Here is a 23,348-nt window from a genome sequence, read left to right as displayed (position 1 = left end):
CCATGCCCCGCTTCGCCGCCAATCTCTCGATGATGTTCACCGAGCATCCGTTCCTCGACCGCTTCACGGCCGCCGCCAAGGCCGGCTTCACTGCGGTCGAATTCCTGTTTCCGTATGACCATCCGGCCGAGGAGGTCGGCCAACGGCTGCATGGCAACGGCTTGACCCAGGCGCTGTTCAACCTGCCGCCCGGCAATTGGGATGCCGGCGAGAAGGGCTTTGCGGCGCTGCCGGAGCGCTTCGACGATCTGAAGGCGAGCCTCGAGACCGCGCTGCCCTATGCCATGGCGACCGGCGTGAAGCGGCTGCACATGATGGCGGGGATCGCCGAGCGCAGCGATCCGAGGGCGGTGGAGGCGTACTACAAATCGGTCGCATGGGCGGCCGAGTTCTTCGCGCCCCACGGCCTCGACGTCGTGATCGAGCCGATCAATCCGCGCAACGTGCCCGGCTACTTCCTCAACGATTTCGGCTTCGCCCGCGATCTGATCCGTGAGCTGAAGATTCCGAACCTGAAGCTGCAGTTCGACATCTATCATTGCCAGATCATCCATGGCGACGTCACGATGCGGCTGCGCGAGATGATGGACATCATCGGCCACATCCAGATCGCCAGCGTTCCCTCGCGCAACGAGCCCGACGGCGAGGAGCTCAACTATCCGTTCCTGTTCGGGGAGCTCGACCGGCTCGGCTATGCCGGCTTCGTCGGCTGCGAGTACAATCCGCGCGGCCGCACCGAGGACGGGCTCGGCTGGTTCGCGCCCTACAAGGGAGTGAAGCCGTGAGCCTGAAGCTCGGCTGCATCGCCGATGACTACACCGGCGCCTCCGATCTCGCCAACACCCTGACCCGCGCCGGCCTGCGCACGGTGCAGACCATCGGCGTACCGGCTGATGACCTCACGCTGCCCGAGGTCGATGCCGTCGTGGTGTCGCTGAAGAGCCGCTCGATTGAGGCGTCGCTTGCCGTGGCCCGCTCACGCGAGGCCGACACATGGCTGCGCGCACGAGGCGCCGACCACGTGCTGTTCAAGATCTGCTCGACGTTCGATTCCACCGACGCCGGCAATATCGGTCCTGTCATGGACGCGCTGGCGGGCGATGCCGGTGAAACGATCGTGCTGGTGACGCCGGCGTTCCCGGAAACCAGGCGGACCGTCTATCAGGGCAACCTGTTCGTCGGCGGCGTGCCGCTCAATGAGAGCCCGCTCAAGGATCATCCGCTCAACCCGATGCATGACGCCAATCTGGTGCGCGTGCTCGGCCGGCAAAGCCGACGGAAGATCGGTCTGGTCGATCTCGCCACCGTGGTGCATGGGCCGGAGGCGATCAGCCACCGGCTGCAGGAACTGGCCGGGCAGGGCATGGGTGCCGCGATCGTCGACGCCGTGTTCGATGCGGACCTGACCGCGATCGGTGCGGCCGCCTTGAAGAGCCGGGTCTCCGTCGGCGCGTCCGGCATCGGGCTCGGTCTGGCGCGCGCTTTGGTCGAGGCCGGGCGCGTGCATTCCCACGGCTTGGCGCATCACGCCGATGCCCCCGTCGGCGGCTTGGCCGCCTGCCTCGCCGGCAGCTGCTCGCAGGCGACGTTGCAGCAGATCGCGCAGGCCGAGACCATCATGCCGGTGCTGCATCTCGATGCGGCGGGCCTGGTCGCCGGTCCGGACGAGACGCAGCGCGCGCTCGCCTGGGCGCGTGAGCTCATCGCCAAGGGGCCCGTGCTGATTGCCTCCAGCGCGACGCCGGATCAGGTCAGCGCGCTGCAATCCAGGCACGGCCGCGAGGCGGCGGGGCACGCCATCGAGCAGGCGATGGCCGATCTCGCCGAGGGGCTGATCCAGGCCGGCGTGCGGCGGTTGATCGTCGCCGGCGGCGAGACCTCGGGCGCTGTCGTTGACCGGCTGGGGATTCCCGGCTTCCTCGTCGGTCCGGAGATCGCGGCCGGCGTGCCCGTGCTTCGCACGATCGGCGCCGATGCAGGCGACATGCTGCTGGCGCTGAAGTCCGGCAATTTCGGTGGGCCGCAGTTTTTCGCCGACGCGCTCGGGCTGATGCGCTAACTGCGCGTCAGCCGACTCCCGGCTGCGTCGGCCCGTGCCGGATTTTGGAACGACGTGCTTGGCCTCGGTCCCGATCTCATCATCTGCTTAGTTTGTGAGCCGTCGCTCGGCGCGGCAGCGCCGTCGTGCCGCCATAAGCATCGGGACGCACACTGAAAAAGCAGAAGTTTTTTGCGTGTAATGCCCGATAACTCCCGTAAATTAACGGTCTCTAGGGACCTCACCGCTATACCTCCAGTACGGACCGTCGCGTGACGCGTTCATCTGTGGGTAGGGCAATGAAACTGAATCGGATCGGCTACAAACTCGGGCTCGCTGGCGCCATCGGCGCATCTCTCGCCGTCGGCATGATCGCTAACCAGTTGATGGCGGAAAGAGCGGTCAACCACGCCAATCAGCAGGCCGAGCGCGCGCGGCGCGTCGTCGAGAGCGTGCTGTCGGCCAGCATCAACATGCAGCAGACCCAGCTCGGTGGCCGTTCGGCACGGCTGGCGCGTGCGCCGGCCGAGGCAGAGAAGGCCGCCGCCGACATTCAGCAGTTCTCGACCGGGATGGTGACGGACATCGACGCCGCACTCGCCAACGTGTCGACCGCCGACAATCGCGCCCGGCTGACCCGGATCAAGGAGCTGATGACGAGCTATGCCGCAGGAGCGGTCGATCTCGCCGAGGCGCAGAAGAAGTTGCTGACGCAGATCGAGAAGCGCAGTGCTGTCTCCAACGACTGGAACACCAGCCTGAAGGCGCTGCTCGCCTCGCCGTCGCTGCCGAAGCTCGCCTTCCGCGAGCGGGTCGAGCGCCAGCTTCACGCTGCCGATGCCAAGTTGAACTACATGCGGTCGCAGGCCTGGCGGTTCGGTATGACTGGCGATGCCGCGACGATCCTGACGGTGAAGCAGACGGTGCCGGGGCTGAAGAGCTCGCTGACCGATGCCCGCATGCTGGCCGACGACCGCGAGATCCAGGCCACGATCACCAAGCTCAATGGCCTCGCCTCGGACTTCGTCGCCGCGAACGACGAGGTGGTGAAGACCGAGGGGATCAAGGAGGCCGTGCTGCGCGACCGCACGCTCATCTATCTCGGCGAGGCCGGCGAGCTGATGTCCTCTGCGATCCAGGACGCGCGCGCGCGCAACGCGAGCGCGCGGTTCGAGGCAGACCAGGTCGCCGCGCAGGCGAGCTATATCACGCTGTTTGTCGGATTGGCGGTTCTGTTGTCGGTGATCGGTTCGGTCGTGTTCTCGTTCCTCGGGATCGCGCGGCCGTTGACGCGGCTGAACGCGGCGCTCGGCGAGATGGCGCGCGGCCGGCTCGACATCGCCATTCCCGGCGCATCGCGGGGTGACGAAATCGGCGATCTCGCCAAGACCGTAACGGTGATCCGTGGCAATGCGGAGGAGAAGGCGCGCGCCGAGGCCGAGGAAAAGAGCGCGCAGGACGCGATCACGGCGCGCCAGCGCAAGGCCGACATGCAGCGGCTGGCCGAGCAGTTCGAAGCCGCGGTCGGCGAGATCGTGAACACCGTCTCGTCGGCCTCGAGCCAGCTCGAGCAGTCCGCCACCACGCTGACCCAGGCCGCGACGCGCTCGCAAGGCTTGACGACGGCGGTTGCGTCCGCCTCGGAGGAAGCCACGACCAACGTCCAGTCGGTGGCGTCTGCGACCGAGCAGATGGCCTCGTCGGTCACCGAGATCAGCCGCCAGGTGCAGGAATCGGCGCGCATCGCCAACGACGCCGTCGGCCAGGCCCGCACCACGACCGGGCGCGTCAGCGAGCTGTCCAAGGCTGCCACCCGCATCGGCGACGTCGTCGAACTGATCAACACGATTGCCGGCCAGACCAACCTGCTGGCGCTCAACGCCACCATCGAGGCCGCACGCGCCGGCGACGCCGGCCGCGGCTTCGCGGTCGTCGCCTCGGAGGTCAAGGCGCTGGCGGAGCAGACCGCGAGGGCGACTGGCGAGATCGGCCAGCAGATCTCGAGCATCCAGGTCGCAACGCAGGAGTCGGTCAGCGCGATCAAGGAGATCTCCTCCACGATCGAGAAGCTGTCGGAAATCTCCTCGACCATCGCAGCCGCCGTCGAAGAGCAGGGCGCGGCGACGCAGGAGATCTCGCGCAACGTCCAGCAGGCGGCGCATGGCACGCAGCAGGTCTCGTCCAACATCGCCGACGTCGAGCGCGGTGCGGCCGAGACCGGGTCGGCCTCGGCCCAGGTGCTCTCAGCGGCACAGGCGCTGTCCGGCGACAGCAACCGTCTCAAGCAGGAGGTCGCGAGCTTCCTCGGTTCGGTGCGGGCGGCGTAACGCCGAGACGCGGAAGCGGCCAACTCGGATTGCGCAGGGGATTAAAAGGCCGGAGCATCGAACGCTCCGGCCTTTTGCGTTGTCTCGCGTTGCATCGACGCCGGCAAACTAACCTGCGTAGTCAATCTGCGTTTTTAACTTGTGTTAAGAATCGGCGCGTAGGGTCTGGACGTTCGCGGCCAACGCGCAGTCGAGTCCCACGGGCAGACGGCGCTTCTCTCGTTCGGTCGCACGGCACGAGACGACGCGTCGCACGGCAAGCCGGAGCGCGTTACCGATCTGGACGGGCAACGATCAGTTTTCGATCGTTGCTCCGTATTTGCACGGACATCGTCTTAACCAGACTTAATATTGGGTTCCGTAGCTTCCACGCGTGGGCTGCGGGCCCGTTTGCGTGACGACGAGGGCGAGCCCCCCGACCGTCGACGTGATCTGTCCCCGAGCGCCCCAAGCATGAGTCGCGCCCGTGGAGACTGACATGTCGTTTGCAATGCCTCATCGCCTCAAGCTCACCATCGGGATCAAGATCTACGCCCTGATCGGTCTGAGCTTCCTCGGTCTGATCGGCCTGACTGCCTTCAATTCCCGTGAGCTCGCTGCCGGCCTCAAGCAGCAGAAGCAGCTCGAGCTGCGGCATCTGACCGAGCTCGCGCTCGCCATCTTCGCCGAGGAGCATGCTGCCGCGCAGAAGGGGACGATCTCGGTCGCCGACGCGCAGAAGCGCGCTCTGGAGCGCGCCTCCCAGCTCCGCTATGGCGGCAACGAGTATTTCTTCGTCACGGACATGACCGCGAAGATGCTGATGCATCCGATCTCGACCAAGCTGATCGGGCAGGACGTCGCGGACATGAAGGATCCGAACGGCAAGAAGCTGTTCCAAGAGATGATCGACGTGGTTCGCCAGCATGGCCGCGGCTTCGTCGACTACGATTGGCCGAAGCCCGGCTCCGAGACGCCGCAGCCCAAGCTCACCCATGTCGCAGGCTTCGCACCCTGGAATTGGCTGGTCGGGACCGGCGTCTATATCGATGACCTCTCGGCTCAGGCCTGGGCCTCGACGCGGCAGTCGTTGATGGCGGCCGGGATCGTGCTGCTGATCCTGCTCGTCGTGTCGACGCTCGTCGGGCGCGGCATCACCAGCCCTCTGCATCGCATGACCAGCGCGATGAAGAGCCTCGCCGGCGGCCGTCTCGACGTCGAGGTCCCCGGCGTAGGACGCGGCGACGAGATCGGCGAGATGGCCGGCGCCGTCGAGGTGTTCAAGAGCAATGCGGTCGCACGTCACGCGCTGGAAGCGGAGCAGAAGGAAGCCGAGCAGCGGGCGCTGGCCCGCCGCAAGGCCGACATGCACAAGATGGCCGACGACTTCGAAAGCGCCGTTGGCGAGATCGTCGAGACGGTCTCGTCGGCTTCGTCCAGACTGGAAGTCTCGGCGGATACCTTGAGCAAGACGGCGGTCCGCGCCGGCGAGCTCGCAACCACGGTGGCGGCTGCGTCGGAGGAAGCGTCGACCAACGTGCAATCCGTCGCCTCGGCCACCGAGGAGATGACGTCCTCGGTCACCGAGATCGGCCGCCAGGTGCATGAATCGGCGCGCATGGCCAACGAAGCGGTCGAGCAGGCGAAGAAGACCAACGAGCGGGTGAGCGAGCTGTCGCGCGCGGCGAGCCGCATCGGCGACGTGGTCGAGCTGATCAACAGCATTGCCGGGCAGACCAATCTGCTGGCGCTGAACGCCACGATCGAGGCGGCGCGTGCCGGCGAGGCGGGGCGGGGCTTCGCCGTGGTCGCCGCCGAGGTCAAGGCGCTGGCGGAGCAGACCGCCAAGGCGACCGATGAGATCGGCCAGCAGGTGGCCGGCATCCAGGCGGCGACACAGGAATCGGTTGCGGCGATCAGGCTGATCTCCGGCAGCATCGAGCGGCTGTCGGAGGTTTCCTCGACGATTGCAGCCGCTGTCGAAGAGCAGAACGCCGCGACCAAGGAGATCTCGCGCAACGTGCAGCAGGCGGCGCACGGCACGCAGCAGGTCTCCGTCAACATCACCGACGTGCAGCGCGGCGCCACCGAGACCGGCTCGGCCTCGACCCAGGTGCTGGAGGCGGCCCAGGGGCTGTCGACAGACAGCAACCGCCTCAAGCGCGAGGTCAGCCGCTTCCTGCAGACGGTCCGCGCGGCCTGACAGGCCGCGGCAATCTCACTAGCTCAATCAACGATCCGACCAGCGTGTCTCAACGAGTTCAAATCCCGTCATGATGGCCTTCCTTGACCTCCGGCCCCGCCACGAGGTGGTGAACCGGATCCGACCGCTCGCGACTTCCTCGGTGATCATCATCACCCTCATGCTCACGACCTCGGTCGATGCCGCGCCCGGCGACAACCTCGCCGTCGTGCGCGACCTCGGCGGCAGGATCGGTCCCGCCATCGGGGCGGCCCTTGCCTGCAGCGAGATCCCGCGGCCGCGGATCCAGGCCATCATCGGCAAGTTCCAGGCCGTCATCCGGGAGGCGTCGAGCGACGACGGCGATCGCAACGAGCTGACGCGCGAGTTCGACCGCTCCATCGCCGACGGTCGCGCGGCCGTGGCGAGTGGCCGCCAGGACTGCCGGCGGGCCGAGCTTCAGCTCGCAGACATCGAGCGATCGATCGGCGCGCCCGCAACGGCGGCCGGCGCGCTGCCGGACTCTGCGCCCTCCATCGCTGCAGCTGGTGCGACGAGCGCCGTGCCTGCTCCATCGGCTCGCGGCGTCACGGAGCGCGACATCACGTTCGGCAGCGTCTTGCCACTGTCGGGCGCGAACAAGGAATCGGGCCGGCTGCTCAAGGTCGGCATCGAAGCCGCCTTCAACCGCGCCAACGACGCCGGCGGGGTCAATGGCCGGATGCTCAAGCTCGTCGTCGCCGATGACGGCTATGATCCGAACCGCACGCTCGACGCCATGAAGCAGCTCTACGAAAAGGAGCGCGTGTTCGGCTTCGTCGGCAGTTTCGGGACCGCGACGGCGGCCGTCGCGATCCCATATTCGCTCGAGCGCCGGATGCTGTTCTTCAGCCCCTATACCGGTGCGAACGTCTCGCGCCACGATCCGCCGGACCGCTACGTCTTCAACTATCGTCCGAGCTATTCGGAAGAAGCCGATGCGCTGGTCCGTTACCTGGTGAAGCTGCGCCGCGTGCCGCCACGCCAGATTGCGCTGTTCGCGCAGGACGATTCGTTCGGCGATGCAGGCTTTGCCGGCGTGGCAAAGGCGTTTCGCGTCCTCGGCCTCAGCGACGCCGCGATCCTGCGCGTCAACTACACCCGCAACACCGTCGATGTGGAGCCGGCGATCAACCAGCTCAAGGCCCAGAAGGTGCCCGTCCGCGCGGTCATCATGGTCGCGACCTCGCGCGCGGCGGCGAAGTTCATCGAAAAGGCGCGCGACGCGCTTCCCGGCGTCCTCTTCGTCAATGTGTCGGCGGTCGGCGCATCGGCGCTTGCCAATGAGCTCATGCTGCTCGGTTCGCGCTACGCGGCCGGGGTCGTCGTGACCCAGACCGTTCCCGCCGTCTCCGGCTATTCGAGCGTGGTGCTCGACTACAAGGCCGCGCTGGCTCGACACTTCCCCGGCGAACCGCCGGACTACACCTCGCTCGAGGGCTACATCGAGGCGAGTATCCTGGTTCAGGCCCTGAAGCAGGCCGGTCCGCAGCTCGATACCGAGCGGCTGATCGATACGCTGGAGTCGATGCGCAACATCGATCTCGGTCTTGGCGCCTCGCTCAACTTCGGCCCCGCCGAACATCAGGCCTCGCACAAGATCTGGGGCACGGCGCTCGACGAGACCGGCGCCTATCAGCCGATCGAGCTGGAATGACGCGGCTATCGCCGGGGTGCAGCGCGGCTCCGGCGAGACCGGCTCGGCGTCGTCCCAGGTGCTCTCGGCGGCGCAAATGCTGTCCGGCGACAGCAACCGACTGAAGCTCGAGGTTGGACGTTTCCTGGACACCGTGCGCGCAGCCTGATTCCGGCGCGCAGATCCCGACCAGACCAGGGCGTGGCCGCGAGGCCGCGCCCTTTTTTCGTGGGCCGGTCGGCGCGGATGGCGGGCGAGGCAGCCGGCCAGGCGCGCGGGACCACCGATCGCCTCGGCGGGCTGTCGAAGGCCGCGACCCGCATCGGCAAAATCGTCGAGCCGATCAATATCACCGCCGGCCGAACCAACCTGCTGGCGCTCTTGCGCTTCCTGCAAACGGTTCGCACCGATTGATCCAGTTTCCTGCATCAACGGCGGCAACATGGTTGGGCCGTTCTGTCTGGCTCGTATCGAGGAGACACGCCGGCGACAGGTCTTGTGAGATTGCGGCCGTCCGTGAACGGGGTCCAGCGACCCGTATTTCAACGGTTGCGGCATTTTATCTTAGGTTAATCGGCGACTGCGACAATCGACGCATCGTTTGCAGCAAAATTAGTCATGCCGATGCCGGCATGACTCGCGGCCATCATCGTCGATTGAAAGACTCGCCATGCGTAAGAATTTGCCCGTCACCAACGTCGAGTATCCGATCACGGATGACACGCTGATCGTGTCCAAGACCGACACGAAGGGCAAGTTGACCTTCTTCAACCAGGATTTTGTCGATGCGGCCGGCTTCACCGAAGCCGAGCTGATGGGGCAGCCGCACAACATCGTGCGTCATCCGGACATGCCGCCTGAAGCCTTCGACAATCTCTGGACCACGCTCAAGGCCGGCCGTCCCTGGGTCGGCGCGGTCAAGAACCGCCGCAAGAACGGCGACTATTACTGGGTGCTGGCGACGGCGTCGCCGATCTGCAAAGACGGCCAGGTCGTCGGCTACACCTCGGTGCGCACCAAGCTGCCCGCCGACCAGCGCGCAGAGGCCGAGCAGGTCTATGCGGCGATCCGCGAAAAGCGGCCACATGGTTACAAGATCGACGACGGCATCGTCCGCCGCCGCTCGGTGTTCGACCATCTCTCGATGTTCACCGGCACGATCGCGGCACGGCTGCGAACGCTGGTCGGATTGCAGACGCTGTTCCTGCTCGTGCTTGGTGTCATCTCGTTCGGGGAGGGCGGGCTCGCCGGAATGACCGCCGTGGCGATTGCTGCCACCGGTGTCGTGCTGTGTGGCCTGGTCGGGCTGCGCACAATGAACGTGATCGTGGCGCCGCTCGATCATGTGAACGAGACGATGGAAAGCATCACCCAGGGCAAGCTCGACACCCGCATGCACATCGAGCGCGACGACGAGATCGGCCGCGCCTTGCGTAACCTGCAGACCGTCCAGACGATGGTGCGGTTCAACGCCAGGGAGCTCGGTGAGCAGGAGCGGCGAGCAGCCGCCTCGCGCAAGCGGGAGATGTCGGAGCTCGCCAACAGTTTCGAAGGCGCCATCGGCAACATCGTCAATACGGTGTCCTCGGCCTCCAGCGAGCTCGAGAGCTCGGCCAACTCGCTGTCGAGCACCGCCGTGCGAGGGCAGGAGCTTTCCACCACCGTCGCCGCGGCCTCCGAAGAGGCGTCGGCCAATGTTCAGGCCGTCGCCTCGGCGACCGAGGAACTCACTTCGTCGGTCCGTGAGATCAGCCGCCAGGTGCAGGAGTCCGCGCGCATCGCCTCCGATGCGGTCGAGCAGGCACGCCGCACCAATGATCGTGTCGGCGAGCTGTCGAAGGCGGCGACCCGCATTGGCGACGTCGTCGAACTGATCAACACGATCGCCGGGCAGACCAATCTGCTGGCGCTCAATGCCACGATCGAGGCCGCGCGGGCGGGCGAAGCCGGCCGCGGCTTTGCCGTCGTCGCCTCCGAGGTCAAGGCGCTGGCCGAACAGACCGCCAAGGCGACCGGCGAGATCGGCCAACAGATTTCCGGCATCCAGGGGGCCACGCAGGAGTCGGTCGGCGCCATCAGGGAGATCTCGACGACGATCGAGCGGCTGTCGGAGATCGCCGCGACGGTGGCGGCCGCGGTCGAGGAGCAGGGCGCAGCAACCGCCGAGATCTCGCGCAACATCCAGCACGCCGCCGCGGGTACACAGCAGGTGTCCGCTAACATTTCCAATGTCCAGCGCGGCGCCAGCGAGACCGGCGACACCTCGGGGCAGGTGCTCAGCGCCGCGCGCCAGCTCTCCGGTGATAGCCAGCGTCTCAAGCAGGAAGTCAGCCGCTTCCTGCAATCGGTTCGCGCCGCCTGACCCAAGACATGACGAAGCGGAGGACAGCGGCCGAGATTGGCCGCTGTCGCATCCGATAGTCGAACGACACAGCCCTACCGATAGCCGCGGACAGAGCCGACGACGCCCCCGCGAACCACGTCGACGCTCATGCGTGCGCCATTCGTCAGGCGGCGCCCCGCTCGACCGGATCATCCCCCACCGTTGCAGACTCCCCACACCTAACGCCCCAGCCAGAAAGGCCGTTGTCGCGCCATAATCCCGCTAAGGTGCGGAGATTAACTTGTGTTAGGCATTTATTCAACCGACGGTATATTTGAGTGGCAGGCAATGTGATTGCGGGTGGTTTTTCGCGAAGGACCCTGGTGCTATCGGCCGCGACGGCCGCGGCTGCCTTGGGTCTCGATGCGGGACTAGCCGTCGTTGCCGCCAAGCCGCACCGCCGCACTGAGGATCCCGCACGCGGCTATCGCCGGATCACGATCGGCGAGGCGGAGGTGATCGCCCTCTACGACGGCGTGTGGGAAAAGCCGCACGAGGCCGGCTTCATCAGCAATGCCAGCATCAGCGACGTGAAGGACGCACTGCGCGCCGCTGGTCTGAGCCCGGCCTTCGTCCCGGTCCCGATCTCCACCTTCGTGGTGCGGCTGAAGGGCAAGACCGTGCTCTGCGATGCCGGCGGCGGTGGTCAGGTGCAGGGCTACAATTCCGACTCGATCTTCGTTTCGGGTCGCATGCTGGACAATCTGAAAGCAGCCGGCATTCGCCCGGAGGACATCGACACCATCCTGATCTCGCACTTCCATCCCGATCATATCTTCGGACTGCTCGGCGAGAACACCGACGCGCCGGTGTTTCCCACCGCCGAGATCATCGTGGCTGCGGCCGAGTACAAATTCTGGACCGATGCATCTCTGACCAGCCGGTTGCCGCCGTGGCGGCAGCCGCTGGCGCGCCGCATCCAGAGCGTGATCCCGGGCTGGAAGAACGTGCTGCCGGTCGAGGGCGAGGACGAGGTGGTGCCCGGCATCCGCTTCGTCAGCGTCCCCGGTCATACGCCGGGGCACACCGCGTTTCATCTCGGCTCCGGAGCGGAGCAACTGATGATCTCCGGCGACACCGCCTATGTGCCGGCGTTGTGCCTGCGCCATCCGGAATGGCACGGCGCCTATGACCAGGACGGCGCGGCTGCCGAGGTCAGCCGGCGCAGATTGCTCGATCGTATCGTTGCAGAAAAGATGTTGGTTTGTGGATCTCATTTTCCGTGGGCCGCGTTCGGTCGGCTCACCCGCGATGGCGCCCATTATGCGCTCGACCTGCTCCCCGCGTGATCCCGGACCGGCCTCGGAAGAGAGGCTCGGGATCGCGCCATGACGACGCATTATGAGGTGCTCGGCGTATCGCCGCGGGCCGATCTCGATACGATCAAGCGGGCGTTCCGCCAGGCCGCCAAGGCGCACCATCCCGACCTCCGGGGCAGCGCCGATGCGGCTTCGGAGCATCAGCTCAAGTTGATCATCGTCGCCTACAACGTGCTGCGCGACGCGGGCCTGCGTGCCGAATACGACGCCCATCTCGCCTCCGAGCGCGACCGCGTCCGCCGCGAACGCTGGGACGCCATCCTGCAGTTTACCGCGGCGACCGCCGTGCTCAGCGCGGTCCTGATCGGCCTCGAGATTCTGCTGTTGCCCTCCGCCGGTGACTGGATGAGCAGGCAGGCGACGCGCTCGATCGTGACACCGTCGCCGCAGGCCCGATCGGGGCCGCAGCGCAAGGTCGCAGGTGAGACCGTTCCGGCGCCTGCCGTCCAGGACGCGACCGGAGCCGTGCTCCCGGTGCCGCCTCCGGCGGCGGAGGCCCCCGCGCCGCCTCCGCCGGCAGAGCTGAAAGCGTCAGAGCCGGTCGTCCCGGCTGCGCCGATGACCGCCGCATCCTTGGTGAAGCGCGCGATGGACCGCAGCCGGCAGGGCGATCTCGAGGGCGCCGTCGCCGATTTCGACGAGGCAATCCGGCTCGCGCCCCGCAATGCCGATCTCTATCACTACCGCGCCAGGGATCTGGTCCGCATGGGACGCTTCGACCGGGCGCTTGGCGATTATGAGCGGGCGATCCGGCTCGATCCGCACAACCCGATGCTGTTCCACGATCGTGGACTTGCGTTCCAGCGCAAGGGAGATCTCGACGAAGCCCTTGTCGATCTCGACCACGCCGTGCGCATGGGCTTCAGCGATGCCGCAACCTACAGCGACCGTGGCGCGGTGTGGCTGGCAAAGGGGCGCTACGACCGCGCGCTCGCCGACTTCAACCAGGCGCTCAAGCTGGATCCGGAATTGGCGGTCGCGGCCGCCCGGCGTGACGAGGCGCTCGCGCGCAAGCGCGACCAGCAATTGGCGGGCGACGACAGCGCGCCTCCGGCGGCTGCGGAGACCACGGGCACGGTGCCTGCCAACGTGACGCCCAGGCGGAGTGGGCGCTGAGCGCCGGCCCGTGATCCGCACTCCGACATCCAGGAGGCGGCGGGCAGCGTTGTGCTCACACCTGTCGGCGCGACCGTTCCATCGCGCGGCGGTTGCGATCCAGGAGCGCGCCATGAGCGTCTACGTGTCCGTCACCGGCTTCCGCCCGCATCGCGGCCTCACGCGGCTGGCGCGATTCTGGTGGCACACGCTGCGCGCCGTCCGCCAGGCGCGTGCGGCTCGCGGGAATCTGCGCGTCGAGCTTCGTCCGGTGAATGGCATCTATCACACGCTGACGGTCTGGACCGACGAGGCCAGCATGCGCGCCTATGTCAGAAGCGGCGCGCACCGCCGAGCCATGACCGGCTTCCGCGACCTCGGCGGCGGCAGGACGCTCGGCTTCGCGGCGGAGCGCGATCCCGATTGGGAGACGGCCTATGCGCGCTGGCAGCACGAGGCGCGGGAGGTGTGAGTCGACGGAAGCGAACTAATTCGTCCGCCACTCCGGCACACCATCGGCGGCCATCGTGATCGTGCCGAGCGCGCCGACCGGCGACCTGTCCTGATCCATCAGCCGCGCCAGCGTGGCTGCGTCCTGCGCCGGCACGCGCGCCAGCGTGCGCGTGTCCTGCTCGGTGCGCAGCATCACCACGCCATGCTCGACCTCGCCGTTGCGATCGAACAGCGCGGTGAAGCTCTCGACCCTGCCGCTGCCGCCGGCCTCGCTGACGAACTCCGGCGCGGCGGCGCGATGCCGATCGGCCTCGGCCTGCACGCTCACCTCCTGCGACAGCGATGACGGCGGCTCGCGCGAGATCACCAGCGCATGATGCTTGGTGACGAAGCCGCCCTGGCCGTACAGCAGGCCGCGCCTGGCGCCGCCGCGCAGCCGCCGCACCATCGCGCAGGCGGCATGCGTCATGTAGGTGTTGAGCGGCGCGCCGAAGAAGGTCAGCCCGCCGGTAACGGTCGGCTCCACGTCAGCGCCGAGGCCGAGAATTCGTCGCGCCATCTTCGGCACGCAGGGAAAGCAGCTGTAGAGCTCGATGACGTCGAACGCCGCGCCGTTGCCGCCGACGATGTTCATCGCTGCCCGCAGCACGGCGTTCTGCGGATGACTTTCGGCGAACTGATCGCGCGTGAGGTAGTCGCGCGGATCCTCCGCCGATGCGCCGCCGAGCGGATAGATCATGCGGCTGTCGGCAATGCCTGCCGCACGCGCCTTGGCCAGGCTGGTCAGGATCAGCGCCGCCCCCATGTTGACCATGGGATTGGCGACCATCAGCTTGGTGTAGGGCCAGGCGATCGGGCGGTTGTCGGCTGACGGCGTCGTGATCTCCTCGGGCGCGAAGTGCCGCTTCAGCCAGGCGTTGGGATTGTAGGCGGCAACCGCGGAAAAGCGCGACCACAGCTCGCCGGATTCGGCGAGCGCCTGCCGCGTCGTCTGGCCCCATTTGGCTGCGCTCGCGACTTCGTAGAACGGATAGACCGAGACCGGACGGAACACGCCGAGCTTCACCGCCAGCGGCTTCTGGAATGCAGCGCCGCGCTTCGGCTCCTCGACGTCATGCGCGAACGGCGTCCACGGCAGGGTCACGCCGGCGCGTTCGGCCTTGGTCGCGGTCGATTGCGCCTCGGCGCCGCAGACCACCGCGACCTCGCATTCGCCGCGCGCGATGCGCAAGGCGGCCTCGTGCAGAAAGCGGATCGGGCTCTCGCCGCCGACGGGACCGTAGTGGCAGTGCGCCGGGCTCACGCCGAGCCGCTGCGCGAGAAGCTGCTCGGGATCGCGGTAGCGCCAGCTCAGGAAGTTGACGACGTCGAGCGAGCCGGTGTCCTGGATGAGCTTGGCGCCCGCGTCATTTTCCGCGCGGCGGATCGCCTGTTCGAGCAGCGCCAGCGGCTCGAGACCGTCGCCGATGTTCTTGGGGCGATCGACGATCTCGCCCACGCCGACGATCACGGGAATGCGGTCGGGGGGCAGGGGACTTGCAGTCATCGGCGTTTCCAGGAGCCGGCCCGCGACGGACCGTCATTGTTGTCTTGTCTCCGTTCTGTCATCGCAGGTTCGACCGCGCAATGCAGAAAATGCTGATGGCGCCCGCGCGCAGCGTGGCTTCCGCTCGACGGCATATGCGCCTAAAACGCTCGCTCCTGACGCTCACGCCGGAGTCTGCCGTGTCTGAACAGAACAGCTATGTGCCGCCCAAGGTCTGGACCTGGAACAAGGCCAGCGGCGGCCGCTTCGCCAACATCAACCGGCCGATCGCAGGTCCGACGCACGAGAAGGAATTGCCTGTCGGTCGTCATCCCTTGCAGCTTTATTCTCTGGGAACGCCGAACGGCGTAAAGGTCACAGTGATGCTCGAGGAGCTGCTGGCGCTCGGCCACAGCGGCGCCGAATATGACGCCTGGCTGATCCGGATCGGCGAGGGCGATCAGTTCGGTTCGGGCTTCGTCGCCATCAATCCCAATTCCAAGATCCCGGCGCTGCTGGATCGCAGCGGGCCGGAGCCGATCCGCGTGTTCGAGTCCGGCGCGATCCTGGTTCATCTGGCCGAGAAGTTCGGCGCCTTCCTGCCGACCGAGCCGGCCAAGCGCGCCGAATGCCTGTCCTGGCTGTTCTGGCAGATGGGGGCTGCGCCCTATCTCGGCGGCGGCTTCGGCCATTTCTATGCCTATGCGCCGACCAAGATCGAGTATGCCATCGACCGCTTCGCGATGGAGGTGAAGCGCCAGCTCGACGTGCTCGACCGCCGCCTGGCCGAAAGCGAGTATCTCGCCGGCCCCGACTACACCATCGCCGACATCGCGGTGTGGCCGTGGTACGGCGCGCTCGCCAAGGGCCTGCTCTACGAAGGCGGCGAGTTCCTCTCGGTGCAGGACTACAGGAATGTCCAGCGCTGGACCGACCAGATCGCGCAGCGCACCGCTGTGAAGCGCGGCCGCATGGTCAACCGCGTCTCCGGCGATCCCAAGAGCCAGCTCCACGAGCGCCACGACGCCAGCGATTTCGATACCAAGACGCAGGACAAGATCGGGCAGGGCACGTAGTTGCGCCTGTAGGGTGCACAAAGGAGCGGCGAGCTCATCGCGGCGTGCAACAACCGTGGAGCGCGCCGTGCCCAACGTCGTCCCTCGCCGGCGCCGTCGGTGGGCACGCGCCGCCTGACGGCCCCGATTGCCCGCCCCTGCGGTTCGATGCACGATTGCTCTTGTTGCACGTGCGAAGTCTCGGCCGTTGCCGCGCTGCGATGCTATGATTGCTGACGTTCGCGGCTTTTCTCGCAGTGAGAGAATGTGCAACGATCAATTCGCAGCGGCCGTGCATGCCGCCAGATTTCGATGAGAGCCGGCGGTGATGACCGCGGGTTCAAAACGACCACTCCGGAGGGAGTTGCATGATCGACAGACGTGATCTGCTCAAGGGAGCAGGGCTGGCGGCGCTGCTGGGCGGGTTTGGCGCGACTCGCGCGCTGGCCGAGGACACCGTGACGTTGCCCTTCGCCAACGGCGAGCGCCCGCTGGTGAAGTATCCGCAGAAGCGGCCGATGATCGGCCTGACCAGCCGGCCGCCGCAACTCGAAACGCCATTCGGGGTGTTCAATGACGGCGTGATCACGCCGAACAATGCCTTCTTCGTCCGCTATCATCTGGCGGGCCTGCCTTACGATCTCGATCCGGACAGGTTCACGCTCGCGATCAAGGGGAAGGTCGACAAGCCGCTCAAGCTGTCGCTCAAGGACATCCGGAAGATGAAGGCGACCGAGATCGTCGCCGTCAACCAATGCTCCGGCAACAGCCGCGGCTTCTTCGAGCCGCGCGTCGCAGGTGGCCAGCTTGGCAACGGCGCCATGGGCAATGCGCGCTGGCGGGGCGTGCCGCTCAAGACCGTGCTCGACATGGCGGGCGTCCAGGCCGGCGCCAGACAGGTCACCTTCGGCGGCATGGACGGACCGGTGATCGACAAGACGCCGGACTTCGTCAAGGCGCTCGACCTCGATCACGCCATGAATGGCGAGGTGATGCTGGCCTACGGCATGAACGGCGAGGATCTGCCGTTCCTCAACGGCTTTCCGTTGCGCCTGATCGTGCCCGGCTATTACGGCACCTACTGGGTCAAGCACCTCAACGAGATCACCGTCATCGACAACGTGTTCGACGGCTTCTGGATGAAATCGGCCTATCGAATTCCAGACACGCCGAACAACGCCGTCGAGCCCGGCACCACACCGAGAGCGACGATCCCGATCAACCGCTTCACGGTCCGCTCGTTCATCACCAGCCTGGCCGATGGCGCGAAGCTCAAGGCGGGCAGGGCGGTGCTGCGCGGCATCGCATTCGACGGCGGGGCGGGAATCAAGCAGGTCGCGGTCTCGACCGACGGCGGCAAGACCTGGACCGACGCCAAGCTCGGCAGGGATCTCGGGAAATATTCCTTCCGCGAGTGGAAGCTGGCGGTGAAGCTTGCCGCGGGATCCCACGATCTCAAGGTGCGTGCCACCAGCAATTCCGGCGAGACGCAGCCGGAGACGCCGCGCTGGAATCCGGCCGGCTATCTGCGCAACGTCATCGAAACCGTCCGCGTCACGGCGGCCTGAGGAGCAGCACCCATGCAGCGGACGTTTTTCCTCGTCGCCACGCTAGCCACCGGACTTGGCTGCCTTGCGGGCAGCCCCATCGCCCTGACCGCGGCGCCGGTCAACTACCAGGTTCCGCAGGAGACTGCCGCCTTCAAGCCCGGGCCCGATCTCGCCGTAGTGCAGGGCAACTGCACGGCCTGTCACTCCTCCGACTATATCAAGACGCAACCGCCGATGCAGAACAAGAAGGAGTTCTGGCAGGCCGAAGTCACCAAGATGATCAAGGTTTATGGCGCCCCGATCGACGCGGCCGATGTCGGCAAGATCGTCGACTATCTCGCCGCAACCTACTGACGCCCGGGCCCGGCGGCCAGGGCGTTCAGCCAGCGCCCTTCGCCGGCGGGAAATCCATCCGGTCGTCGGTGCGGCAATAGCAGTCGGCGAACATGCGCCCGACAGGATGGAATAACTCCATCTCGACCCGCATCTTCTCGGTGTCCCACAATTCGTCACGGATGTGGAAGGCGAGGCCTTCGCCGAGCACCAGCACGCGATCGCCATTGACGTCGATGAGCTGCCAGGTCTTGCACTCCATCGCGAACGGTGCCTCCGCCAACCGCGGAACGCCGATCATCCGGGACGGTTTGAGCTTGAGCCCAAGGTGATCCGGCTCGCCGATCTCGGGCGGAAAGTCGCCGCCGGTCTCGTGCATCGCCTGCGCCAGGGGCTCGTCGGTGATGTGGACCACGAACTCGCCTGAGCTGCGGATGTTGACCAGCGTGTCCTTGATCCGGCCGTCCGGCCGCAGGTTGATCGCGAACACGCACAGCGGCGGGTCCTCGCCGAGCACGTTGAAGAAAGAGAACGGTGCGGCGTTGACCACCCCGGTCTCGCCTCTCGTCGTAACCCAGGCGATCGGCCGTGGCAGCACGAAGGAGGTCAGGATCTTGTAGCGCTGGCGCGGGCTGAGATCGGTGGCGAGGTATTCCATGTAGAGGCCTCTGATGCGTCGGTTCCCCGACCGTAGTGGGCCGTGACGCGATCCGGAAGCCAATAAAGCGGGCAGGAGTGCGCCCCTCGGCGTCGTCGCGGGAAATTCCCATGTTTCCGGGAACGGCTCCGCCAGCGCCACGTTCGGACAGCACGGCAACTACAAATGGAGGTCGCCCATGAAACAAATGATCAGTCTGGTTGCTTGCGCATTCGTCGTCTCGGCCACGTCAGCGCTGGCGCAGGGCAGCCCACAGACCACGCCGCCGCCGAGTGCGCAGAATTCCGGAGCAGGCATCCAGGGCGCGCCTGGCAACAAGAACGGACCGGGCACTGAGAGGAAAGGCGGCACCGTCGGCTCGTCCACGATCAACCGCCATAATCCGGACGTCAGCGCTCAGGACCCGTCGAACATCAAGGGCATGCCGGGGAATAAGAACGGCCCACCGGCCAAGAAACCGCAGGACTGACGCGTGCGATGGCAGCTGCGCAATCGCGCAGCTGCCATCGCACGCCAGCGCTGAGGTGTCGTCAGATCAGGGCAGGGCCGCTGCGCCGTTGGTCACGATCAGATTGTCGGTGTCTGCCGGGGCCAGTTCGCTCGTCGCATCGCCGCCGAGATATTTGTCGAGCGTCGCCTGGATCCGTTCCCGCGCCGTGTAGGGGCCGCGGTCGCTCATCCAGGTGTGCTGGAACTCGGTCTTGATGATGTCGATGCCGCTCTTCTTGTCGACATGCGTTGGCAGAACGCCGGGGTCGGTCTTGAACTGCGGATCATCCGAGCGGAACGACAGGATCTTGAGCTTGTCCCTGATAACGAAAGGAACGCGCAGATTGTCGAGCGTCACCACCTGCGAGACGATGTTCGGATGCTCCTTGGCGAAATACATCGCGGTATCGCCGCCATTGGAGTGGCCGACCAGGGTCAGGTGATCGTAGTCGGCATTCGGATGACGCTTCTTCATCTCGTTCAGCACGCAGAGGATGTTGGCCTCGCCTTTCCGGTAGACGTCGAGCCGGCCGACATAAGGCATCCCGACCTTGGTGACGAGCGGCGGATCAGTCGGAAGGTCCTGCTGGACGCTGGCGACAAGGTAGCCGCGCGCGGCGAACACGTTCGCGAGGAAGGAGTACTCGGTGTTCTTCACTGTGTTGCCGTTGCTGATGATGGCGACCGGCAGCCGCCACAGCCCGGCATTGGCCTTCATCTCGTAGTCCTTGCGCACGGCGACATCGACATTGATCGACCGCTGCCGCGCGGCATCGAAGAACTCGCGGCTTTCGTGCTGAATGCCCCATTTGGCCATTGCAAAGTAACCGGCCACAGCCAGGGCAGACACACAGGCCAAAACCGTCACACCGCGCTTCATGGTATCCTTCCTTGGACGTCTCTCCGTTATGTGATGGAAGACAACGCCCGGGTCACGGGGGTGTGGCAGCCAGGGGTGGATTAAATTTCCGAAATCTTGCAGTGCAGCACGGGAACAATCCGCGGTTGGTGAACCGGCGCACCGGCTCACCTCCCACTGCGAGGAGTCAGAATGCGGTATAGCCGCCGTCGATCACGAGGCAGTCTGCGGTGTGATAGGACGACGCCTTGCTCATGAGGTAGACGGCGATGCCGCCGAAATCCGACGGCTCGCCGAAGCGGCGCACCGGGATACGCGGCATGACGTTGGCGACGAACTTCTCGTTTCCCATGATGCCTGCGGTCATGTCGCTCTTGATCCAGCCAGGCAGGATCGCATTCGCGGTGACGCCGTGGCGTGCGAGTTCGACCGCGAGCGCGCGGCACAGCGCATTGATTGCCGCCTTGGTTGCCGCATAGTGCTCGTTCCGCGCGGTGCCGAACAGCGAGGCGAGGCTGGAGGTCGCGACCAGGCGGCCGAACGGATCGCCGGCTTCGGCGCGCGCGGTCATGTGCTTGGCGGCGGCCTGGAAGGCATGGAAGACGCCGTCGAGATTGGTCGCGAACATTGTGCGCCATTCCTCCTCGCTGCGCTCGATGAAGGGCTTGCGGCCGCCGCCGCCGATGCCGGCGTTGGCAAAGCAGCCGTCGACGCGACCGAAGGTGTCCAGTGTCGCCTTCATCGCCGCGTTGACGGAAGCAGGGCTCGTCACGTCGCAGACATGGGTATCGACCCTGCCGGGCCCCGCGGCCATCGACGCCGCAGCCGCCTTGTTCTTCTCGGCGTTGCGGCCCCAGATCGAGACGTTGCAGCCACTGGACGCAAGTGCCTGGGCGATTCCGAGGCCTATGCCTCCATTGCCGCCGGTGACGACGGCCACACGGCCGGTGAGGTCGAACATGCTCATGGGGTTCTCTTGGGCGTTTCCGTGATGATGTGAGCGCGCTGCGCGCCGCTTCGGTTATTGGGATGATCCAACCATGGACAAGCGAAGCGCAAAAATCAAATATGCTGACAGAACCATGCCGCGCTTCAAATTTCCGCGGCGAAGAATGCACTGACCGAAAAGCTCTTGAGAGGAAAACATGCAGTTCAAGCACGTCACGCTCGATTTCGACGGGCCCGTCGCCGTCCTCACGCTCGATCATCAGGAGGTCATGAACGCGGTCTCGATCGACATGCTTGGCGGGCTCGCCGAGGCGCTCGACGAGATCGAGGAGAAGAAGGCCGAGGTGCGCTGCCTGGTCGTAACCGGCGCGGGGCGAGCGTTCTGCACCGGTGCCAATCTGCAGGGCCGCAATGCGCAGGCCAAGCCCGGCCGCAGCAATGCCGGCGCCGCGCTCGAGACCGCCTTTCATCCGTTCCTGCGCCGCTTGCGCAATCTACATTGCCCGATCGTGACGTCGGTCAACGGCCCGGCCGCCGGTGCTGGCATGAGCTTCGCGCTGATGGGCGACATGATCCTGTGCGCGAAGTCCGCGTATTTCCTGCAAGCCTTCCGCCGCATCGGTCTCGTTCCCGACTGCGGCTCGACCTGGCTGTTGCCGCGCCTCGTCGGCAAGGCGCGCGCGATCGAGCTGTCGCTGCTCGGCGAGAAGCTGCCGGCCGAGACGGCGCTGCAATGGGGCCTCGTCAACCGCGTCTATGACGATGCGGCCCTCAAGGAGGAAACGATGAAGCTCGCGCGCGAGCTCGCCAACGGGCCGACGGTGGCGCTGGCGCAGATCCGCAAGCTTTACTGGGACAGCCCGGAGAACTCGTTCGAGGAGCAGCTCAACGCCGAATTCCAGTCGCAGCGCATCGCGGGCGGCACGTCGGATTTCAAGGAGGGCGTCACCGCGTTCCTCGAAAAGCGCCCGGCCAAGTTCAAGGGCCAATGATCGAGGCCGAGCTGTCGCGCTGCGTCGCCTCGTTCATGCCGGGGGCGACCGGCGTGCGCGGCGCCGCGAAACTCTCCGGCGGCGCCAGCCAGGAGACGTGGCGCTTCGACATCGTCCATCCCGGTGGTGATGTCGGCGCCATCCTGCGCCGCTCGCCGAAGGGCTACGGCGCCGCGCCCGGGCGTGCCGCCGGGCTCGACAACGAGGCGGCGCTGATGCGGCTCGCTTGTGCGGCCGGCGTGCCGTCGCCCGAGGTACTGCACGTGCTACGGCCGGAGGACGATCTCGGCGCCGGTTTCATCATGCGCCGCGTCGAGGGCGAGACCATCGCGCGCAAGATCCTGCGCGATGCTGAATTCGCCGAGGCGCGGCCACGCCTCGCGCGCCAGCTCGGCGGCATCGCTGCCGGCATCCACGGGATTCGACGCGAGACGCTGCCCGCGTTGCGCGAGATGAACGCGACCAGGGAGATCGCGGAGCTCGCGCGCGAATATCAAAGCTTCGACTGGCCGCGCCCGGTGTTCGATCTCGCGCTGCGCTGGCTGTCGCACAACGATCCCGGCCCCTCGGCGGAGGTGACGCTGGTGCATGGCGATTTCCGCAACGGCAATCTCATCATCGGCCCCGACGGGGTGCGCGCTGTGCTCGACTGGGAGCTCGCCCATCTCGGCGATCCCATGGAGGATCTCGGCTGGATCTGCGTCAACTCCTGGCGCTTCGGCGAGATCGACAAGCCCGTCGGCGGCTTTGGCTCGCGCGAGGAGCTGTACGCGGGCTACGAGGCCGCTGGCCGCAAGGTCGATGCCGGCAGGGTGAAGTTCTGGGAGGTCATGGGCACGTTGCGCTGGGGCGTGATGTGTTGCGGCATGATGCAGCGGTTTCGCTTGGGTCCCGACCACTCGATGGAGCGCGCCATGATCGGCCGCCGCGCGTCGGAGACAGAGATCGATCTGCTGCGGCTGCTGGCGCCGAGAGGAGAGGGCTGATGCAGGACGAACCGACGCCGACGGAGCTGGTGAAGGCGGTCGCGGATTTCCTGCGCACCGACATCGCGCCGCTGATCTCCGGGCACCCGGCGTTCAAGCTGCGCGTGGGAACCAACGCGCTCGATCTGGTGGTGCGGCAGTTGACGCAGGCTGCTCCGGCGGATGCCGCGGAGCACGCGCGGCTGAAACAGCTATTGAGACGAGACGGTGACTTGCTCGAACTGAATCGTGTGCTTTCCGAGCAGATCGCCAGTGGTGCCGTCGATCTCGGCACGCCGGGCCTGAAGGACCACCTCTGGCAGACCACGCTCGACAAGCTCGCTGTCGATCAGCCCAACTACGCGTCCTACAGGCGCGAGGCGGGGAGGGGCACCAGCGATGCTTAGCTCTCCGCCGTCATTGCGAGGAGCGCCAGCGACGAAGCAATCCAGACTGCTTTGGGACTCTGGATTGCTTCGCTTCGCTCGCAATGACGGCGGCGGGAGCTGGACAGGCGTTGCGA

At 66.3% G+C, this 23,348-nt stretch carries 21 protein-coding genes; 17 read left to right on the top strand and 4 right to left on the bottom strand.

From position 1 onward, the window contains the following. The first annotated feature begins 2 nt into the window (after positions 1 to 2). From otnI to ACQR0W_RS02005, 10 genes are all read left to right on the top strand, one after another. Complete coding sequence (gene otnI / locus ACQR0W_RS02050; protein ID WP_315826372.1) at positions 3 to 785, top strand: 2-oxo-tetronate isomerase; 783 nt, start codon at positions 3 to 5, stop codon at positions 783 to 785. Next, entirely contained in the window at positions 782 to 2,059 is a 1,278-nt protein-coding gene (gene otnK / locus ACQR0W_RS02045; RefSeq protein WP_316186848.1) for a 3-oxo-tetronate kinase, read from the top strand. Before otnI ends, otnK begins: the two co-directional genes overlap by 4 nt. A gap of 278 nt (positions 2,060 to 2,337) precedes the next feature. Then, the gene (locus ACQR0W_RS02040; RefSeq protein WP_315749165.1) at positions 2,338 to 4,365 is read left to right on the top strand and encodes a methyl-accepting chemotaxis protein; all 2,028 of its coding nucleotides are present in this window, start codon (positions 2,338 to 2,340) and stop codon (positions 4,363 to 4,365) included. A gap of 478 nt (positions 4,366 to 4,843) precedes the next feature. Beyond that, positions 4,844 to 6,547: a methyl-accepting chemotaxis protein gene (locus ACQR0W_RS02035; protein ID WP_315714951.1), complete on the top strand. Its 1,704-nt coding sequence runs from the start codon at positions 4,844 to 4,846 to the stop codon at positions 6,545 to 6,547. Positions 6,548 to 6,707: 160 nt separating this feature from the next. After that, a complete protein-coding gene (locus tag ACQR0W_RS02030; protein WP_316186883.1) occupies positions 6,708 to 8,222 on the top strand; it encodes an ABC transporter substrate-binding protein in 1,515 nt (504 codons plus the stop codon). A 225-nt stretch (positions 8,223 to 8,447) separates the two neighbouring features. Then, entirely contained in the window at positions 8,448 to 8,615 is a 168-nt protein-coding gene (locus ACQR0W_RS02025; RefSeq protein WP_409999222.1) for a hypothetical protein, read from the top strand. 256 nt (positions 8,616 to 8,871) lie between these two features. After that, positions 8,872 to 10,563 carry a methyl-accepting chemotaxis protein gene (locus tag ACQR0W_RS02020; RefSeq protein ID WP_316174667.1) on the top strand — a complete coding sequence of 564 codons (1,692 nt, stop codon included), beginning with the start codon at positions 8,872 to 8,874 and terminating at the stop codon, positions 10,561 to 10,563. A 344-nt stretch (positions 10,564 to 10,907) separates the two neighbouring features. Further along, a complete protein-coding gene (locus ACQR0W_RS02015; RefSeq protein ID WP_316170582.1) occupies positions 10,908 to 11,873 on the top strand; it encodes an MBL fold metallo-hydrolase in 966 nt (321 codons plus the stop codon). A gap of 39 nt (positions 11,874 to 11,912) precedes the next feature. Next, entirely contained in the window at positions 11,913 to 13,019 is a 1,107-nt protein-coding gene (locus ACQR0W_RS02010; protein ID WP_316186846.1) for a tetratricopeptide repeat protein, read from the top strand. A 112-nt stretch (positions 13,020 to 13,131) separates the two neighbouring features. Then, positions 13,132 to 13,470 (top strand): hypothetical protein, encoded by a 339-nt coding sequence (locus ACQR0W_RS02005; protein ID WP_316186845.1) that lies wholly within the window; start codon positions 13,132 to 13,134, stop codon positions 13,468 to 13,470. A gap of 15 nt (positions 13,471 to 13,485) precedes the next feature. Here the strand turns inward: ACQR0W_RS02005 and ACQR0W_RS02000 are convergent, their stop codons facing one another. Further along, positions 13,486 to 14,997, bottom strand: a complete 1,512-nt coding sequence (locus ACQR0W_RS02000; RefSeq protein WP_316186844.1) for an acetyl-CoA acetyltransferase — start codon at positions 14,995 to 14,997, stop codon at positions 13,486 to 13,488. A 179-nt stretch (positions 14,998 to 15,176) separates the two neighbouring features. On the opposite strand from ACQR0W_RS02000, the gene yghU reads away from it, so the two are divergent. The 3 genes from yghU to ACQR0W_RS01985 all read left to right on the top strand — a co-directional run bounded on the left by yghU (position 15,177) and on the right by ACQR0W_RS01985 (position 17,935). Beyond that, complete coding sequence (yghU, locus tag ACQR0W_RS01995; RefSeq protein WP_316170579.1) at positions 15,177 to 16,052, top strand: glutathione-dependent disulfide-bond oxidoreductase; 876 nt, start codon at positions 15,177 to 15,179, stop codon at positions 16,050 to 16,052. 347 nt (positions 16,053 to 16,399) lie between these two features. After that, complete coding sequence (locus tag ACQR0W_RS01990) at positions 16,400 to 17,599, top strand: molybdopterin-dependent oxidoreductase (protein ID WP_316170578.1); 1,200 nt, start codon at positions 16,400 to 16,402, stop codon at positions 17,597 to 17,599. Between the two features lie 12 nt (positions 17,600 to 17,611). Further along, positions 17,612 to 17,935 carry a cytochrome c gene (locus ACQR0W_RS01985; protein WP_316170577.1) on the top strand — a complete coding sequence of 108 codons (324 nt, stop codon included), beginning with the start codon at positions 17,612 to 17,614 and terminating at the stop codon, positions 17,933 to 17,935. 25 nt (positions 17,936 to 17,960) lie between these two features. Here the strand turns inward: ACQR0W_RS01985 and ACQR0W_RS01980 are convergent, their stop codons facing one another. Beyond that, on the bottom strand, positions 17,961 to 18,572 hold the full coding sequence (locus ACQR0W_RS01980) for a flavin reductase family protein (RefSeq protein WP_316170576.1): 612 nt from the start codon (positions 18,570 to 18,572) through the stop codon (positions 17,961 to 17,963). Between the two features lie 178 nt (positions 18,573 to 18,750). On the opposite strand from ACQR0W_RS01980, the gene ACQR0W_RS01975 reads away from it, so the two are divergent. Next, positions 18,751 to 19,041, top strand: a complete 291-nt coding sequence (locus tag ACQR0W_RS01975; protein WP_316170575.1) for a hypothetical protein — start codon at positions 18,751 to 18,753, stop codon at positions 19,039 to 19,041. Between the two features lie 66 nt (positions 19,042 to 19,107). Here the strand turns inward: ACQR0W_RS01975 and ACQR0W_RS01970 are convergent, their stop codons facing one another. Both ACQR0W_RS01970 and ACQR0W_RS01965 read right to left on the bottom strand, forming a co-directional pair. Next, positions 19,108 to 19,941, bottom strand: a complete 834-nt coding sequence (locus ACQR0W_RS01970; RefSeq protein ID WP_315714939.1) for an alpha/beta hydrolase — start codon at positions 19,939 to 19,941, stop codon at positions 19,108 to 19,110. Between the two features lie 166 nt (positions 19,942 to 20,107). After that, positions 20,108 to 20,887: an SDR family NAD(P)-dependent oxidoreductase gene (locus ACQR0W_RS01965; RefSeq protein ID WP_315714938.1), complete on the bottom strand. Its 780-nt coding sequence runs from the start codon at positions 20,885 to 20,887 to the stop codon at positions 20,108 to 20,110. A 178-nt stretch (positions 20,888 to 21,065) separates the two neighbouring features. On the opposite strand from ACQR0W_RS01965, the gene ACQR0W_RS01960 reads away from it, so the two are divergent. From ACQR0W_RS01960 to ACQR0W_RS01950, 3 genes are read left to right on the top strand one after another with little or no spacing between them, the layout of a single operon-like run. Continuing rightward, complete coding sequence (locus ACQR0W_RS01960) at positions 21,066 to 21,860, top strand: enoyl-CoA hydratase/isomerase (RefSeq protein ID WP_315749186.1); 795 nt, start codon at positions 21,066 to 21,068, stop codon at positions 21,858 to 21,860. Next, the gene (locus tag ACQR0W_RS01955; RefSeq protein WP_316170574.1) at positions 21,857 to 22,846 is read left to right on the top strand and encodes a phosphotransferase family protein; all 990 of its coding nucleotides are present in this window, start codon (positions 21,857 to 21,859) and stop codon (positions 22,844 to 22,846) included. The genes ACQR0W_RS01960 and ACQR0W_RS01955 overlap by 4 nt, the downstream gene beginning before the upstream one ends. Then, the gene (locus ACQR0W_RS01950) at positions 22,846 to 23,232 is read left to right on the top strand and encodes a DUF6285 domain-containing protein (RefSeq protein WP_316170573.1); all 387 of its coding nucleotides are present in this window, start codon (positions 22,846 to 22,848) and stop codon (positions 23,230 to 23,232) included. The genes ACQR0W_RS01955 and ACQR0W_RS01950 overlap by 1 nt, the downstream gene beginning before the upstream one ends. Positions 23,233 to 23,348 lie beyond the last annotated feature (116 nt).

Source organism: Bradyrhizobium sp. HKCCYLRH1034, from assembly GCF_051168375.1.
In the GTDB taxonomy this organism is placed as follows: Bacteria; Pseudomonadota; Alphaproteobacteria; order Rhizobiales; family Xanthobacteraceae; genus Bradyrhizobium.
This window is presented reverse-complemented; position numbering and strand designations above follow the sequence as displayed.